This window comes from Rhodococcus sp. IC4_135 (assembly GCF_011602025.1).
GTDB classification, from domain to species: Bacteria; Actinomycetota; Actinomycetes; order Mycobacteriales; family Mycobacteriaceae; genus Rhodococcus_F; species Rhodococcus_F baikonurensis.
This window is the reverse complement of sequence record NZ_JAAOLG010000005.1, coordinates 120274-134679: the sequence shown is the minus strand read 5'-3', so window position 1 is coordinate 134679 and position 14406 is coordinate 120274. Positions and strand designations below refer to the sequence as shown.

Below are 14406 nucleotides of genomic sequence, written 5' to 3'. Positions count from 1 at the left end.
TGAGCTAGACGCGCAACATGTTTCGCACGTGACCGGTTTCGTTGATCGACCCGACCCTTCGGCTTCCATTCCGGGAAACAAGAATTCGAGTGACGGAGACGTACTCGATCGGGAAGGTCAACGGACGCTCCAGCCCGAGCAGTTCCTGCAGAACGATGTTGACGACGCCGCCGTGGCAGAAGATCGCCACGGTGGCGTCGTTGTCGGTCGCCGCGACCACGTCGTCGATCGCGCCGAGTACTCGCTCGCGAAAAGCGTCGGCGTCCACCGACTCGGGTAGCCAGCCGGCTTTGATGCGCGCATACGTTTCCGGTGCGCGTTCCAAGACCTCGTGCATCGGGATGTAGTGGGGCTGCTCGTAGTCGTATTCCGCCAGACCTTCGAGCTGGGTGACCGGAAGTTCCAATACCTGCGCTACCGGGGCCGCGGTCTCGAGCGCACGCTTCTGCGGGCTGCTGAACAGTCCGGTGATCCGGTACGGCGCCAGTGCTGCGGGCAGCCGAAGTGCCTGGGCACGGCCTTCGTCGGTGAGCGAGGGATCGGCGCGGCCTTCGGTGACCTCGGCCAGTTCGGGGAGCGCGTGTCGGATCAGGAGTAGTTGCACCCACGTCACCTTGCCATGTAGAGATCGAACGCCACCACGAGGTTTCGGCCTTCGCGTTTCGCCTGGTACATCGCGTTGTCGGCGATGTCGAGCAAGGTCTCCATCCCCGGCATCGCCCGGTCTACCCAGGCGACGCCGATACTGACCGTCCCCGCGAAGCCGCGAATGGAACGGGCGTGGGTCTCCTGGGTCTGCCGGATACGCTCCGCGAGCTGGATGGCTTCCTCGAAGGTGCAATCGGCCATCGCGACGGCAAACTCCTCACCGCCCAGGCGGCCGGAGAGCCCGAGCCCTTCGGTGGTGGCGAGGAGGGTGTTCCCGAATTGTTCGAGGACTGAATCGCCGGTGAGGTGGCCGAGGTTGTCGTTGATCGATTTGAAGTGGTCGAGATCGAGCATCATGACGGCGATCGATCGTTGCGCTGTGTGCTGGGTGTCGAGGAGTTCCTGCGACCGGGTCAAGAATGCGTGCCGACTCAGTGTTCCGGTCAGGGCGTCGCATTCGGCGATGCGTTGGAGTTCGCGCTCAGCGCGCCGCTGCGCTCCCGTGGCGACGGCTACGGCGATGGGGGAGAGTGCCATCAAGATGACGGAGATTCTGGTGGTCACGCCTTCGCTCAGCAGGTGAACCGGATCTGCCAATGCCAGGCGCCCCTTGCCCGCCATGACCAGCGCCCACGCACTCCATCCGGCTGCCAGGAGCGAGGTGCTGAACAGCGAGACGCGCATCGCGCACCACAGGAGCGCCGGCATCGGAAGCAGCAACGCGAGGGCGCCCTGCACCTCCAACGCGAGCGGCAGACAGACCAGGAGTGCGGCCAGCGGCGCGAGGATCTGTGCGAGCCGCCTGAGCCGGAGGCTTTGACGTACGGAGGGCCCGAGAGTGCGAAGAATGTGTTCGAGCGTCGGTGCCGAAAGAACGATCGGCAGCACGATCAGATACGTACACAGGTCGGCGAAGAACCACCCCACCAATTCCGTTGCCGCACCGCTTCCTTCGTGGAGTTGAGTGCGGAGTGCGCTGGCGGACCCGGCCGTCAGAGATGCCAGAACCGAAACGAGAAAGATTCTGGTGGTGTACTTCGCTTCGGAGACTCGCTGTGGAAAGCAGCCGAGCAAGTTCGCGGCGATCAATCCCGTCGTGACTCCGACCAGGTTGATCGCATTCAGTTCGAAGGCCCGCTGTACGGGGCTTCCGGTCGCAAGATCCGCTGTCATCAGCGCGGCACCGCCGACAGCCAGCCCGATCGGCGCGAACGAGCGAGGGTTACGAAGGAGAATGCCCAGAAGGATCGCGTTGGCGGGCCAGAAGGTCGAGAGAAACCCGGGCGGACGGGCGGCGATGCCCGCCAGAGCGACAACGAGGATCGCCACGAAAATCAGGCACGAGCGCACCTGACGTGTCGAACGGTCCATGGTCAGCCTGTCGTAGAAAGCAGAAGCTGTCCGAGACTAGCAATGATCCGGCTACTGTCCGAGTTGTAACTTTAAGTGTCATCCCGACGGTTCGGCTGCGTGAGGTGCCGGATCAAGTTCGCCAACTCCTCGGGTTGGTCGATCATGGCGTGGTGATGCGCCGGGCGTAGGACGTGAAAGCTCCCGCCGAGGTAGGTGGCGAGTTTCTGCTGCTTTGCCATCCACGCGATGGACCAGGGAGTGGTGTGGCCCGTGTGAGCGGCAACGACGCTGAGGTCGATATCGGGCAAGGGGTGCTTGCTCGACCGTCGTAAAGCGGTGAGTTCCAGCGCCATATCGGTGTACGCGACGTATTCGATCATCGCCGCTTCGAGGTAGTGCGGTTCGCGGTAGATCTTCCGGACCCACTCGAGGGTGGTTTCGGACGAGCCGCTGGGCGGCACGGACTGGTTGAGGATTTTGCGCGTCGTGGTGCCGAGGAGGCGTTGAAGTCCGGTGGTGCTGAAGGAGGCCGCGGCAGCCCGGGAGGCGATCAGCAGAAGGTCGCGGGGGAAGAGACGTTTCGGCTCTTTCTCGGCGCTCGAATCGAGAAGCAGCATGCCCGCTGCCCGGTCCGGGAACAAGCGGGCGAAGCCTTCGACGTAGAAGCCGGCGATGGAGTGGCCGACGACGACGGCCGGACCAGTCAGTCCCAGTGTGTCGAGGACATCGCGGATCCGCTGAGCTTCGCCGCGGACGGTCGGCACGTCGGACGACGGTTCGCTGAGGCCGAAGCCCGGTCGATCGAAGCGGACGACGGTGTGGTCCGACTGAAGATGACGTGCGCAGTCATCCCAGTCGAACCAGTTGCCCGCCAGCCCGCCGCACAGGACGACGACGGGGCCGTCGCCCTCGGCGAGAACGTGCAGTCGGCTCTCGCCGACCTGCAGGATCTCGCCCGGTGGTTTCACGTGGAACAATTCCGGCACGCGAGAATCCGGACTACTGACGCGGTTTCGCGAGGGGGAAGGCCAGTGTCTCGCGGATGCTGCCACCCGTGATCAGCATGACGATTCGGTCGACGCCCATCCCGAGACCACCCGTCGGCGGCATCGCGTGTTCGAGGGCTTGGAGGAAGTCCTCGTCCAACTCCATCGCCTCGGGGTCGCCGCCCGCCGCGAGCATCGACTGCTCGGTGAGCCGGTTGCGCTGATCCACCGGGTCGGTCAGCTCGCTGTACGCGGTGCCGAGTTCGACGCCCCACGCCACCAGGTCCCACTTCTCGGCGACGCCGGGGATGCTGCGATGCGGCCGGGTGAGCGGCGACATCGAGGTGGGGAAGTTGGTGTAGAACGTCGGGAACTCGGTGTAGTCCTCGACCAGGTGCTCGTACATTTCCTGCGCGATGGCACCGGTGTCCCAGCTGGACTGGTACGGGATCTCGTTGGCGTCGCACAGCTTCTGCAGGTCTTCGAGACTTGTCTCGGGGGAGACGTCGACACCAAGTTTTTCCGCGACGGCGCCGTGCATCGTCTTCACCGGCCATTCGCCGGAGATGTCGACCTCGACCAGTTCGCCGTCCGGGCCGGGTCGCATGATGATCTCGCGACCGAAGGCTGCGACGGCCGCCGCCTGGATCAGCTCGCGGCACATCCGCATCATGCCCTCGTAATCGCTGTGGGCTTCGTAGGCCTCGAGGATCGTGAACTCGGGGTTGTGTTTGAAGTCGACGCCCTCGTTGCGGAACACGCGGCCGATCTCGAACACCTTCTCCATACCTGCGACGCACAAGCGCTTCAGGTACAGCTCGGGTGCGATGCGGAGATAGAGGTCCAGGTTGTAGGCGTTGATGTGTGTCAGGAACGGGGCGGCGTTCGCGCCGCCGTGCACCTGCTGCAGAATCGGGGTCTCGACTTCGAGGTATCCGCGCCCACCGAGTGAATCGCGCAGCGACTTCACGACGGCGCTTCTAGCCTCGAGAAGTTCGCGGGCCTTCGGGTTGAGGGCGATGTCGAGGTACCGCTGGCGGACGCGAGTCTCGGGATCCGAGAGGCCCTTCCACTTGTCGGGCAACGGGTGCAGGCACTTGCCGTTCATGCGCCACTCGACGGCGATGAGCGACAGCTCGCCCTTGCGGCTGCGCCCGATGGTTCCGCTGACCTCGATCAGGTCACCGAGATCGAACTCGGCTGCGAACTCCGCCAGCTTCTCCCGGCCGACGTTGTCCTGGTCGACCAGAACCTGGATGTCGCCGGACCAGTCGCGCACGTCCGTGAACACGACTCCGCCATAGTCGCGAACCCTCAGCAGGCGTCCCGCGATGCGTACGCGGGTGCCCTCCGGCGACTTCGCTGCGGCAGCGATCGTGTGCGTCGGCGGATAGGCGACGGGGTAGGCGGCGATCCCTTCGTCGGCCAGTTGCGCGAGCTTGTTCATACGCACTCGAACCTGCTCGGGTCGACGCGGACCGTTGGTCGTGAACGACGGCGCCGAGTCCGGTGGGCTGCCGTCGGCATGCAGTCCTTCGGACGTCACCAGAGCTGCAGGGACCGCCGCATGCGTTCCGGTGTGCTTGACGACCTGGCTCGACTTGCGCCCGAAACTGGGCAGCACCACGAAGCCTTCGGCGATGGCCGACGCGAATCCGACCCGCGGCAGCTCACGGTTGTCCTCGAAGCAGAGGAAGCGCGGCTCCCAATCCGGCTGGTACTTCACGTTCGAGCGATACAGCGCTTCGAGTTGCCACCAGCGCGAGAAGAAGACGAGCACCGAGCGCCAGATGCGGAGGATCGGGCCGGCGCCGATGCGCGAACCTTCCTCGAACACCGAGCGGAACACGGCGAAGTTGAGTGAGACCCGCACGACGCCGATCTCGTCCGAACGTGTGGCCAACTCCGAGACCATCAATTCGACGACACCGTTTGGCGCCGTCGGCTTGCGACGCATCAGGTCGAGCGAAACGCCGTTCGGTCCCCACGGCACGAGCGAAAGCATGCCGACGACGCTTTCGTCCTCGGTGCCTTCACCCATGACGGCTTCGACGAGGAGGCAGTCGCCGTCGAGGTGATCGCCCAGTCGGCCGAGTGCCATTGAGAAGCCGCGCTCGGTGTCGGTGTCGCGCCAGTCGTCGGCGCGGATGATGACGGCCGCCATGTCCTCGGGCGGGATGTCGCGATGGCGTCGCATCCGGACGGTGACGCCGTGGCGCCTCACGCGGGTGACGGCCTGACGCACCGGGCGCATGTCGCGTCCGTTGAGGTTGAACTCGCGCGTGCGCAGGATCGCTTCGTCGCCGAGTTGCAGGACGCTCAAGCCTGCCTTCTTGTACGCCGTCGCCCCGGTTTCGCTGGCGCCCATGACGGCCGTCGCCCAGCCGTACTGCGACGCGAGCCCCTGCCACGCTTCAATCGCGTGCGGCCATGCTTCGGGATCGCCGATGGGATCACCACTGGCGAGGCAGACGCCGATCTCGACGCGGTACGTGATCGCTGCCTTGCCGCTCGGCGCGAAGATGACGGCCTTGTCGCGGCGGGTGGCGAAGTAAGCGAGGGAGTCGTCGGCACCGAAGTTCTGGATCAACCCGCGGATCGCGGACTCGTCGTTTCCGGTGAGGGCGTTGTTGGAGCGTTGCGCGCGGAAGAGCGTCATGACCGCGGCGAGTAGCGCGATGGCGCCGAGCAGACCGAGGACCGTGTTGACGAAGACGCGCGGGTGGCCGTCGAACACCTCGTTGTCGACCGAAGCGGCTGCGGTGACGCGGTTCAAAGCCCAGAGGAATCGTTGGTTCTGCGGTAGGTCACCTGGGAAGAGTTCGACAAGGCCCCAACCGATCACGGTCGCGACGGCCATGCCGCCGATCAGTACGCCGAGCGCTTTCCAGCCGGCGCCGCGTCGTACGCGTGTGTAGAACTCGGGCCTCGCCGCGATGAGGATTCCGATCACGACAAGCAGAACGACAACGGCCACGGCGTTGTTCGGGTTCTTGTCGACGATCGCGGAGGCGATGTTGGTGAGGGTGATCAGCGACAGGTAGATCGTCAACAGCCACCAGGCGATGCGCTTGCGGCTCGCGAGGGCGGCGGCGAGCAAGGCGACGACGAGCGCCCACGACAGGCTCGTATCCGGTGCGTCGAAGTAGTAGCTGTCGATGTATTCGCGTGGGACGCGGAGGATGTGCCGCAGTACCGGCGAGATGCTCCACAGGAAGACCAGTACGGAGAAGACTCCGAGGATCAGTCCCGAGATATGGGGAACCTGGCTGAACCGCCCTTTGCGGAATCGACGCGCCTGGCGCGGATTTTCGGGTGGCGATTCCACCAACTCTGCAGTGGTGTCCGATACCTCGGTCAATGGTGCCATCGAGCTTCCTCTCCTACCGGTCGATCAGATCCTCACGCTAAGTGTGGTCTGTCGTGTCCAGTTTTGTGGGAGGAGGAAGATGATTGACATGACCGACAACATTCCAGCAGTACCCATCCGCGACGAAATGATTCGGCTCGGTCAGTTTCTCAAGCTCGCGAACCTCATCGAATCGGGCGCGGAGGCCAAGGAAGTGATCGCCGACGGCATGGTGTCGGTCAACGGTGAGGTCGAAGATCGTCGTGGCCGTCAGCTTCGTGACGGCGATGTCGTCGAGATCGGCGGGATGGCCGCCAAAGTGGAAGCCCCCGCCTGATCCCGCGACTTCCGACTAGCTTTCGCGAACGACGACGCCGTCGTGGTCGCTGTAGACGATCTCGCCGGGGTTGAACGTGACGCCGCCGATTTCGATCGGCACGTTCTTCTCGCCCGAACCGGTTTGCGTGCTCTTGCGCGGGTTGGTCCCCAAAGCCTTGACGCCGATGTCGAGGGTGCGCAGGATCGCCGAGTCGCGGACGGCTCCATTGACGATGACGCCGGCCCAGCCGTTGTCGACGCCGCGGCCGGCGATGATGTCGCCGACCAGCGCGGTGTGGATGCTCGCGTCACCGTCGACGACGAGGACTCCGCCGTTGCCCGGTTCGCTGAGGGTCTGCTTCACGAGCAGGTTGTCCTGGAAGCACTTGATGGTGGTGATGGGGCCGGCAAACACTTCACGTCCACCGAACTGGGTGAACTGCGTGTCGCAGCTACGGATGTCGGGTCCGATCTCGTCGGCAAGGTCAGCGGTCGCTACAGGCTCGGTCATGCCCCACAGGATAGTCGGCAGGGTTCGGGCCTAGTGGGCCTCGGGGAGGGTTCTCAGGCTAGTACGCCTGACGTGGGGGACGTCTGCGAGTTACGCGACGGCTTGATCGAAAACCTTTCAGCACCACGCGCCATCCGGTAGACATCGACGGTGGACACTTCGCGTTGGTACCGATCGTTCGCGGAAGTGGAGGCTCGAGGGAACTCCGCGATCTACGAGGAATGGGGCACCGGCGTATCGGAGGATCCAGCAGTCCTCGCTCTGATAGATCGGCTCCCAGAACCCCGCAGGCAACCCAACCTGATATTCGGGGCGTGCCGTCACCTCGGTGCCCCGGTCGCGCCGTATGCGTTGTTTCGCCGGTGGCTGAGCGACAACTGGTCCGAGGTGGAACAACTCGCGCAGACCAGGACTACACAGACGAATGAAGCTGGCCGCTCTGCCGTGTTGCTTCCCGTCCTCGGGTTGTTGAAGGGCCCGCTCTCCCTCATCGAAGTCGGTGCTTCGGCGGGCCTGTGCCTTTACCCTGACCGCTACAGCTTCCTCTACGACGGCACAAAGTATCTGCATCCAGTCGATGGTCCGTCCACCGTTCTGCTGGAGTGTGCGACGACCGGCAGTCCGCCAATTCCGGAGAGAGTCCCAGACGTGGTGTACCGGGCGGGCATCGACCTGAACCCACTCGATGTAGGCGACACAGACGACATGAGATGGTTGGAGAGTCTTGTGTGGCCGGAACAGGACCACCGCCGGCGGCGATTGCGCGACGCAGCGGCACTCGCTCGTGTGGATCCGCCTCATCTGGTTCGCGGAGATCTCACGTCGGCTGTTACCGATCTCGTCGAACGTGCGCCACGGGAAACAACGATCGTGGTCTTTCACAGTGCAGTACTCAACTATCTGATCCCAACTGCCAGAGATGAATTCGCAGAAGCTGTTCACGCTTTGCCATGTCGCTGGATAGCGAACGAAGGTCTCGGGGTTCTGCCCGAAGTCGATGCCAAGTTGACGGCATCACCAGAGGCGCGCCGTGGGAAGTTCGTTGTTTCTCTTGACGGCACACCTCACGGGCTAGTCGGTGGACATGGGCAGTTCCTCGACTGGATAGACCAAACTTGCACGGCATCAGATTGATTGATTCGCGGTCCGATCTTCGCGAAGGGCTTGACCTTCACATTGATGTGAAGGTTGACAATCGTTCCATGGCAGACGACATCGATTCAAAGCACCACACATCAGGAGCGAAACAGTTTCTTGCGGAACAGGATCGCGGGGACGCACTTCCACTCGTTCCCCTGCTGGCGTTGTTCGCGTCCGTCTTTATCACCAGCCTGACGGAGACCCTCCCAGCGGGAGTGTTGCCGGCAATGAGTGAAGGCCTCGATGTCAGTGAATCAGCCGCCGGGCAGACGATCATGATCTACGCGCTGGGGACGGCTCTGACGACAATTCCCCTCGTCGCAGTGACGGCGTCGTGGTCGCGAAAGGTGTTACTGCTGAACTCGATTCTCGGGTTTGCATTCGCCAACACGGTCACTGCATTTTCTTCCGACTACCTTCTGACGATGACCGCCCGGTTCATTGCGGGAGTTGCTGCAGGTATCGCCTGGGCATTGCTCGCCGGATACGCCAGAAGTCTTGCCCCGAAACATCTCGAGGGTCGCGCCATCGCGTTCGCGATGGCCGGAATTCCGCTCGCTCTCGCGCTCGGCGTTCCGTTCGGGACATACTTGGGCAACGCTACCGGGTGGCGGGCACCGTTCTATCTCATGTCGATACTGGCTGTTGCGCTTCTCGTTGCAATCGCGGTGTCGGTTCCCGATCGTCCGGGTCGGCCCCGCGACCGTAAACGTCGAAGCATGCTCGAGGCGGCACGCATTCCCGGTGTCGACGCAGTTCTGATCGTGACGTTCACCGTCGTGTTGGGTCACACCATCCTGTATGCGTACATCGCTCCGTTTCTCGAATCGATAGGAATGGGAGATGACAATGACCTCGTTCTGTTGACCTTCGGAGTCGCATGTCTAATCAGCATTGTTGTTGTGGGCAAAAAAATCTACGCGCGACTACGGACTTTTGCTCTTGTCGGCGCCGTCCTGATTTCAGTCGCCGCAACCGCACTGGCAGTCACCACTGAGGATGCGGTGCTCGTCTACATAGCAGCTGCCGTATGGGGATTGGGGTGGGGCGGAATTCCGACTCTGTTGCAAACCTCAGCAGCGGTTGCTGCGGGCTCACACGCAGACGAGGCTCAGGCGGTTCTCACGACGCTGTGGAACGCTGCCATGGCAGCAGGTGCAGTGATGGGTGGAGTTCTCTTGTCTCTCAACGGTGCTCGATCTCTCCCGTGGTGGACGGTAGCACTCGCGCTGCTATCCGTGGTGATCATGTGGACCGCCCGCGGAGACGGGTTCCGATCTCCGGCCCAAATCCATCAGGAAGGTCAGGCACACGCATGAACACAACGCCGTCGATCCATCGGTCACCGATCATCGGCATCGCGCTGGAACCAGCCGGCTGGCATCCAGCGGCCTGGAGATTGCAGGGAATTGCCCCCGCCGAACTCTTCAGTGCTCGTTACTGGTCGGAGTTGTTGCGCGACATTGACTCATCTGTTGTCGATTTTGTCACTTTCGAAGAATCGATTGGGTTGCAGTCGTCGGATTTCAGGAGAATCGATGACAAGGAAGACCAGGTTCGTGGTCGGTTGTCGCCGGTAGCGCTGACGGCACTGGCTGTTTTCGAGACGCAGAGACTCGGCGTGATCGCCACGAGAAATCTGACTCACAGTGAGCCATACAGTATCGCCACCGAAATCGCATCGCTCAATCTCTTGAGCGGGGGCCGAGTCGGCCTCCGTGCCCAGGTCACTTCGCGAAGCATCGACAGACGTCATTTCGTTCGCCCGCAACCGGTGCCGGAGCTGAAAGAGTCCGACATCTACTTCCCTGAACGGATTGGAACCAGACTCGAACCGGTCTTCTCGAGCGCAACCGAGTCGATCGAAATACTCCGAGGATTGTGGTCGACCTGGTCGGAAGGCGCACTCCAAGAAGGCGCCGATGGCCGATTTGTCGATATCGACAAGATCTCTGACAAGTTGATTGTGACAAAGACTTTCGAGGTCGCCGGACCACTCGCCATCCCTGTCGTCGAAGGCTTGAAGCCTGTCGTTCTCGCGCTCGCACATCACGCCCAAGTTCCTTATCGGTTGGCGGTTGCGTCGGCTGATGCCATCCTGGTGACACCCACTCCGAGTGCTAATGGCGTCACCATCGGCGATGTACTCGATGCCGTCAACGCTGAATGTGATGCAGTGCGAAGAAATTTGATCGATGAACCGCTCGCGATCCTGGTGGATCTCGTGGTTTTCCTCGGCACGACCCACTGCGAGGCTGTACAGCAGAAGCGTGCCCTCGACGAGCTGTCAGGCGCACCGTACTCGTCCGACACCGACATCTTTGTCGGTTCGGTAGATGAGCTGATCCACCGGATCGACGAACTCGTATCCGCTGGCGCACACGGTGTGCGACTGCGGCCGGCGGTCAACGGCCGGGACATCCCACTTGTCCTCGAACAGCTTGCCGCTGTCTTCGGGGCGAGCACCCGGGTGAGCACGTTGAGAGAGCGACTCCAGGCAGCGTCGCTCGAAACATCGGCGACCAAATGAAGATCGGCGAGCTGTCAGAAGCGACACGGGTGTCCCGCCGCCTCTTGCGGTACTACGAGGAACAGAGCTTGATTGCTCCGAGACGATCCGAAAACAGTTACCGCGACTACGACGAACGAATGGTTGACAGGGTATTTCAGATACGTGGATTGTTGGACATGGGTTTCCCGACGCGGGTGATCCGGCAGATCCTTCCTTGCCTGGACCAAGAACGCGTCATTCACATGAGCGATGTGACACCGGAGATGCTGTCGATGCTCGAGGCGGAGGCGTCGGGACTTGACGAGAAGATCAGCTTTCTTGTGAAAAACCGCGACGCCATCCGTGAATACATCGCAGAAGTGAGGCAGCGACAGACTGTCCCACTCGATGGATGAACACTGAGCGAGCTGTCGGTTGGTCCTGAGCATGGCTGTGCCCATCGTGCCGTGTATGGCAGCGCAAACCAACGGTTCAGTGAGCCTCGGGGAGTATGCCGTTCAGCACTATGTCGGCGAGAGAATCGGCAAACGGTCCCGGGTCCGAGACGTCGCGAACCGACATCGCAAAGATGGCCGCGCCCGCCATGATGTCGAGAAGAGCGTCGGCGTCGACGCCGCTTCGGATGTCGCCGCGCTCCCTCGCCGCCTCCAGTCGACGGTTCAGCTCGACTCTGACTCCGGCCAGTTGCCGCACCACCAGAACTTCACGCAGCTCGCTGTTCGTCCGCACCTCGCTCATCAATCCGGGCGCCGCGGCCCGGGTGGCAGGAGCGGCGAATAGTGCCACCGCGCCTTGCACAAGCGCGCGAATTTGATCCGCGATCGTCCCCTCGGTGCCGAGTTCGGTGTCGATGTCCGCGCCTTGTTCGATGTCGAGCACCGGGTAGATCGCGTCGTTGACGATGTGTGCCTTCGACGGCCACCGACGGTAGATGGCCGGACGCCCCACTCCGGCACGCGTGGCGATGGCGTCGATGGACGTGCCCGCGTACCCCTTTTCTTCCAACAGTTGCCTGGTCGCGTCCAGTACTGCGTCGTCGATTGCAGGGTTTCGCTGCGGGCCCAGGCGGTGCTGAGTCTCAAAATCTTTGGACATTTTGGGCAAATCCCTTGCGGTATCGCTGTGATGGCCGTTACATTCTGTCACGGCTTTAGTCGATACATATTGTATCGACTATCGGCACGTGCGCATCGGCGCCACCGAACCACGAGGAGTGGTGATGAACCTTCGAACCGAAACAGAAACCTCAGGCGAAGATCCCGACTACGCCGAATTCGCCAGGCCCGGCGAATCCCGCAACGACCCGGCAGAGATGCGACGCAGCCTCGAAGGCTGGCTCGCGACCGTGCTGTGGCGAGGCTCGAAACCTTCCGTGACCTCCGTCGAGATACCGGCAGCGAACGGCATGTCCAACGAAACTGTGCTTTTCGACGCGACGTGGATCGAGGACGGGGTTCGAGGTGAGCATCGCCTGGTCGCCCGCATCGCCCCGCGCGACAGTGCGGTACCGATCTTCCCGTCGTACAACCTGGACCAGCAGTTTCGGGTCATGAGCGCCGTCGCGGCTCACACATCGGTGCCGGTCCCGCGGGTGTACTGGTCCGAGAGCAACCCGGACGCGCTCGGCGGTGAGTTCTTCGTAATGGAACGGCGCGACGGCGAAATTCCGCCAGACGTCATGCCGTACACGTTCGGATCCTGGCTCTCGGAGGCTTCAGAGGACGACTGTTCTCGACTCCAGCAGTCATCGGTCCGGGTGCTCACGGAGTTGCACGCTATGGCCGATCCGCACCTGGCCCTCCCCGAGTTGTGCGGCGTCGGTGCCGAACCGACTGGGGCAGAAGCACTTCGAGCGCACCTCGAGGAACAGAGACTCTACTACGAGTGGGCAACCGCCGACGGACCAGGATCTCCGTTGATCGAGCGCGGCTTCGACTGGATCGAGGCGAACTTTCCCACCGATGCCGGCTCCGCAGTGCTCTGCTGGGGTGACTCGCGGATCGGAAACGTCATCTACCGCGACTTCGAGCCGGCGGCGGTCCTCGACTGGGAGATGGCCACACTGGGGCCGCGTGAGCTGGACCTCGGCTGGATGATCTTCCAGCACAGGTTCTTCGAGGATCTCGCTGCCATGGCAGGCCTCCCCGGAATGCCGGACTTCCTGCGTCGTGAGGACGTGGCCGATGCCTACGGCTCGCTTTCCGGCCACCAGGTTGCGGATCTGGATTTCTACATCCTTTACGCCGCGCTGCGGCACGCGGTGATCATGTTCCGAGTACAAAGCCGCGCAGTGGCTTTCGGTCAGGCCGAACGCCCCGACAACCCGGACGAGATGATCCTGCACCACAAGACACTCGAAGCCATGCTCGACGGCACCTATTGGGAATCGCTCGCTACGGCCCCGGTCGCACCAGGAGAAGCACGATGACACTGTCCCCGCTCGACGACTACCCCGTACATCAGATCGCCGAGACCATCCGCCATGTGGGCACCTCGGATCGAAACTTCTACGACCGCTACTACTTCAACTGTCATGCCGGCGTCGACGGCGACAGCGAGCCGCTGTTTCTCATCATCGGTCTCGGTCAGTACCCCAATCTCGGTGTGTGCGATGGCTTTGCGGTTCTTCGGCGCGGCGACGACCATATCGTCTTCCGAGCATCCCGTGCCTTGGGTGACGACCGCGTGGACCTGTCAGTAGGCCCGTTGAGGATCGAGATCATCGAGGGTCTGCATCGCCTACGTGTGGTGTTGGACCCGAGTCCCGAAGCGCCGGACTTGAGCTTCGACCTCACCTTCGAGTCCGACGGCCCCGCCAATCTCGAGGCCAGGCACTTCCACCGTCAGCTGGAACGAGTCACCTTCGACACTCAACGATTCGTGCAGACCGGAACATGGTCCGGATCCCTGACCGTCGACGGCGACGTCATCCCGGTCACCCCGGAGACGTGGCGGGGTAATCGCGACCGATCCTGGGGTGTTCGACCGGTCGGTGAAGCGGAACCTCCTGGACGCAAGGCGGATCCGTCGATCGCCGGCAGCCAGAACTTCTTCTGGATCTACTCGATCATGCAATTCGGTGACTTCACCGTCGTCACGGTCGTTCAAGAAGATCAGCAGGGACGCCGCATTCTGGAGGATGCGACGCGCGTCTGGGCAGATCGCTCGCGGGAGCCGGAGTGGTTGGGTCGACCGGACCACCAGCTCACCTTCATTTCCGGTACCCGCGAGGTGAAAAGTGGAACTCTGTACTTCCGGCGCCCCGGTGCACCAGGCGAATCCGACCACATCCTGGAGATCACCTGCGAACCGATTCTGCCCAACTACATCGGTGTCGGCACGGGCTACGGACTCGAGCAGGATTGGCGCCACGGGATGTGGCAGGGCGAACTGGTGGTTCAAGGCCTGCGAGAAAAAGTTTCGGACATCGAACCGTGGAAGAAGATGCTGTGCCCGGTCGACAATTTGGCCCGGTTCACCCTTGTGGAAGACGGCGTAACTCGCACCGGGACAGGCTTGTTCGAGGTAGCAGTCATTGGGCCCCACCAGCGATACGGGTTCACCGGAATCGGTGACGTCGCACCGTAAC

13 protein-coding genes are annotated in these 14406 nt (G+C 62.6%); 7 read left to right on the top strand and 6 right to left on the bottom strand.

The window, feature by feature from the left end; genetic code table 11:
• Positions 1-4: 4 nt before the first annotated feature.
• The 4 genes from G8767_RS12615 to lysX form a co-directional block, all read right to left on the bottom strand.
• Complete coding sequence (locus tag G8767_RS12615; RefSeq protein ID WP_095969672.1) at positions 5-604, bottom strand: histidine phosphatase family protein; 600 nt, start codon at positions 602-604, stop codon at positions 5-7.
• Between the two features lie 5 nt (positions 605-609).
• A complete protein-coding gene (locus G8767_RS12610; RefSeq protein ID WP_166810335.1) occupies positions 610-2019 on the bottom strand; it encodes a diguanylate cyclase in 1410 nt (469 codons plus the stop codon).
• Positions 2020-2090: 71 nt separating this feature from the next.
• Positions 2091-2987 (bottom strand): alpha/beta hydrolase, encoded by an 897-nt coding sequence (locus G8767_RS12605; RefSeq protein WP_166810334.1) that lies wholly within the window; start codon positions 2985-2987, stop codon positions 2091-2093.
• Between the two features lie 13 nt (positions 2988-3000).
• Positions 3001-6357 carry a bifunctional lysylphosphatidylglycerol synthetase/lysine--tRNA ligase LysX gene (lysX, locus tag G8767_RS12600; protein WP_124566952.1) on the bottom strand — a complete coding sequence of 1119 codons (3357 nt, stop codon included), beginning with the start codon at positions 6355-6357 and terminating at the stop codon, positions 3001-3003.
• An 88-nt stretch (positions 6358-6445) separates the two neighbouring features.
• On the opposite strand from lysX, the gene G8767_RS12595 reads away from it, so the two are divergent.
• Entirely contained in the window at positions 6446-6673 is a 228-nt protein-coding gene (locus tag G8767_RS12595) for an RNA-binding S4 domain-containing protein (RefSeq protein WP_003943569.1), read from the top strand.
• A gap of 15 nt (positions 6674-6688) precedes the next feature.
• On the opposite strand, the gene rraA is transcribed toward G8767_RS12595, so the two are convergent.
• Positions 6689-7165, bottom strand: coding sequence for a ribonuclease E activity regulator RraA (rraA, locus tag G8767_RS12590; RefSeq protein ID WP_166810333.1), 477 nt, complete (start codon positions 7163-7165; stop codon positions 6689-6691).
• Positions 7166-7315: 150 nt separating this feature from the next.
• On the opposite strand from rraA, the gene G8767_RS12585 reads away from it, so the two are divergent.
• The 4 genes from G8767_RS12585 (at position 7316) to G8767_RS12570 (ending at position 11212) form a co-directional block, all read left to right on the top strand.
• Positions 7316-8299: a DUF2332 domain-containing protein gene (locus G8767_RS12585; protein ID WP_166810332.1), complete on the top strand. Its 984-nt coding sequence runs from the start codon at positions 7316-7318 to the stop codon at positions 8297-8299.
• A 68-nt stretch (positions 8300-8367) separates the two neighbouring features.
• Positions 8368-9624: an MFS transporter gene (locus G8767_RS12580; RefSeq protein WP_206029273.1), complete on the top strand. Its 1257-nt coding sequence runs from the start codon at positions 8368-8370 to the stop codon at positions 9622-9624.
• Positions 9621-10835 (top strand): LLM class flavin-dependent oxidoreductase, encoded by a 1215-nt coding sequence (locus G8767_RS12575; RefSeq protein ID WP_021332644.1) that lies wholly within the window; start codon positions 9621-9623, stop codon positions 10833-10835. Before G8767_RS12580 ends, G8767_RS12575 begins: the two co-directional genes overlap by 4 nt.
• The gene (locus G8767_RS12570) at positions 10832-11212 is read left to right on the top strand and encodes a MerR family transcriptional regulator (protein WP_007735825.1); all 381 of its coding nucleotides are present in this window, start codon (positions 10832-10834) and stop codon (positions 11210-11212) included. Before G8767_RS12575 ends, G8767_RS12570 begins: the two co-directional genes overlap by 4 nt.
• 76 nt (positions 11213-11288) lie before the next feature.
• On the opposite strand, the gene G8767_RS12565 is transcribed toward G8767_RS12570, so the two are convergent.
• Positions 11289-11912: a TetR/AcrR family transcriptional regulator gene (locus G8767_RS12565; RefSeq protein WP_095969366.1), complete on the bottom strand. Its 624-nt coding sequence runs from the start codon at positions 11910-11912 to the stop codon at positions 11289-11291.
• A 124-nt stretch (positions 11913-12036) separates the two neighbouring features.
• On the opposite strand from G8767_RS12565, the gene G8767_RS12560 reads away from it, so the two are divergent.
• Together G8767_RS12560 and G8767_RS12555 are read left to right on the top strand one after the other, a co-directional pair.
• Entirely contained in the window at positions 12037-13245 is a 1209-nt protein-coding gene (locus tag G8767_RS12560; protein WP_166810330.1) for a phosphotransferase family protein, read from the top strand.
• Positions 13242-14405, top strand: coding sequence for a hypothetical protein (locus G8767_RS12555; protein ID WP_166810329.1), 1164 nt, complete (start codon positions 13242-13244; stop codon positions 14403-14405). The genes G8767_RS12560 and G8767_RS12555 overlap by 4 nt, the downstream gene beginning before the upstream one ends.
• Position 14406 lies beyond the last annotated feature (1 nt).

Coding starts and splice junctions, on each gene's coding strand:
- G8767_RS12610 (WP_166810335.1), bottom strand. CDS start 2,019: ATGGACCGTTCGACACGTCAGGTGCGCTCGTGCCTGATTTTCGTGGCG.
- lysX (WP_124566952.1), bottom strand. CDS start 6,357: ATGGCACCATTGACCGAGGTATCGGACACCACTGCAGAGTTGGTGGAA.
- G8767_RS12595 (WP_003943569.1), top strand. CDS start 6,446: ATGACCGACAACATTCCAGCAGTACCCATCCGCGACGAAATGATTCGG.
- rraA (WP_166810333.1), bottom strand. CDS start 7,165: ATGACCGAGCCTGTAGCGACCGCTGACCTTGCCGACGAGATCGGACCC.
- G8767_RS12580 (WP_206029273.1), top strand. CDS start 8,368: ATGGCAGACGACATCGATTCAAAGCACCACACATCAGGAGCGAAACAG.
- G8767_RS12575 (WP_021332644.1), top strand. CDS start 9,621: ATGAACACAACGCCGTCGATCCATCGGTCACCGATCATCGGCATCGCG.
- G8767_RS12570 (WP_007735825.1), top strand. CDS start 10,832: ATGAAGATCGGCGAGCTGTCAGAAGCGACACGGGTGTCCCGCCGCCTC.
- G8767_RS12565 (WP_095969366.1), bottom strand. CDS start 11,912: ATGTCCAAAGATTTTGAGACTCAGCACCGCCTGGGCCCGCAGCGAAAC.
- G8767_RS12560 (WP_166810330.1), top strand. CDS start 12,037: ATGAACCTTCGAACCGAAACAGAAACCTCAGGCGAAGATCCCGACTAC.
- G8767_RS12555 (WP_166810329.1), top strand. CDS start 13,242: ATGACACTGTCCCCGCTCGACGACTACCCCGTACATCAGATCGCCGAG.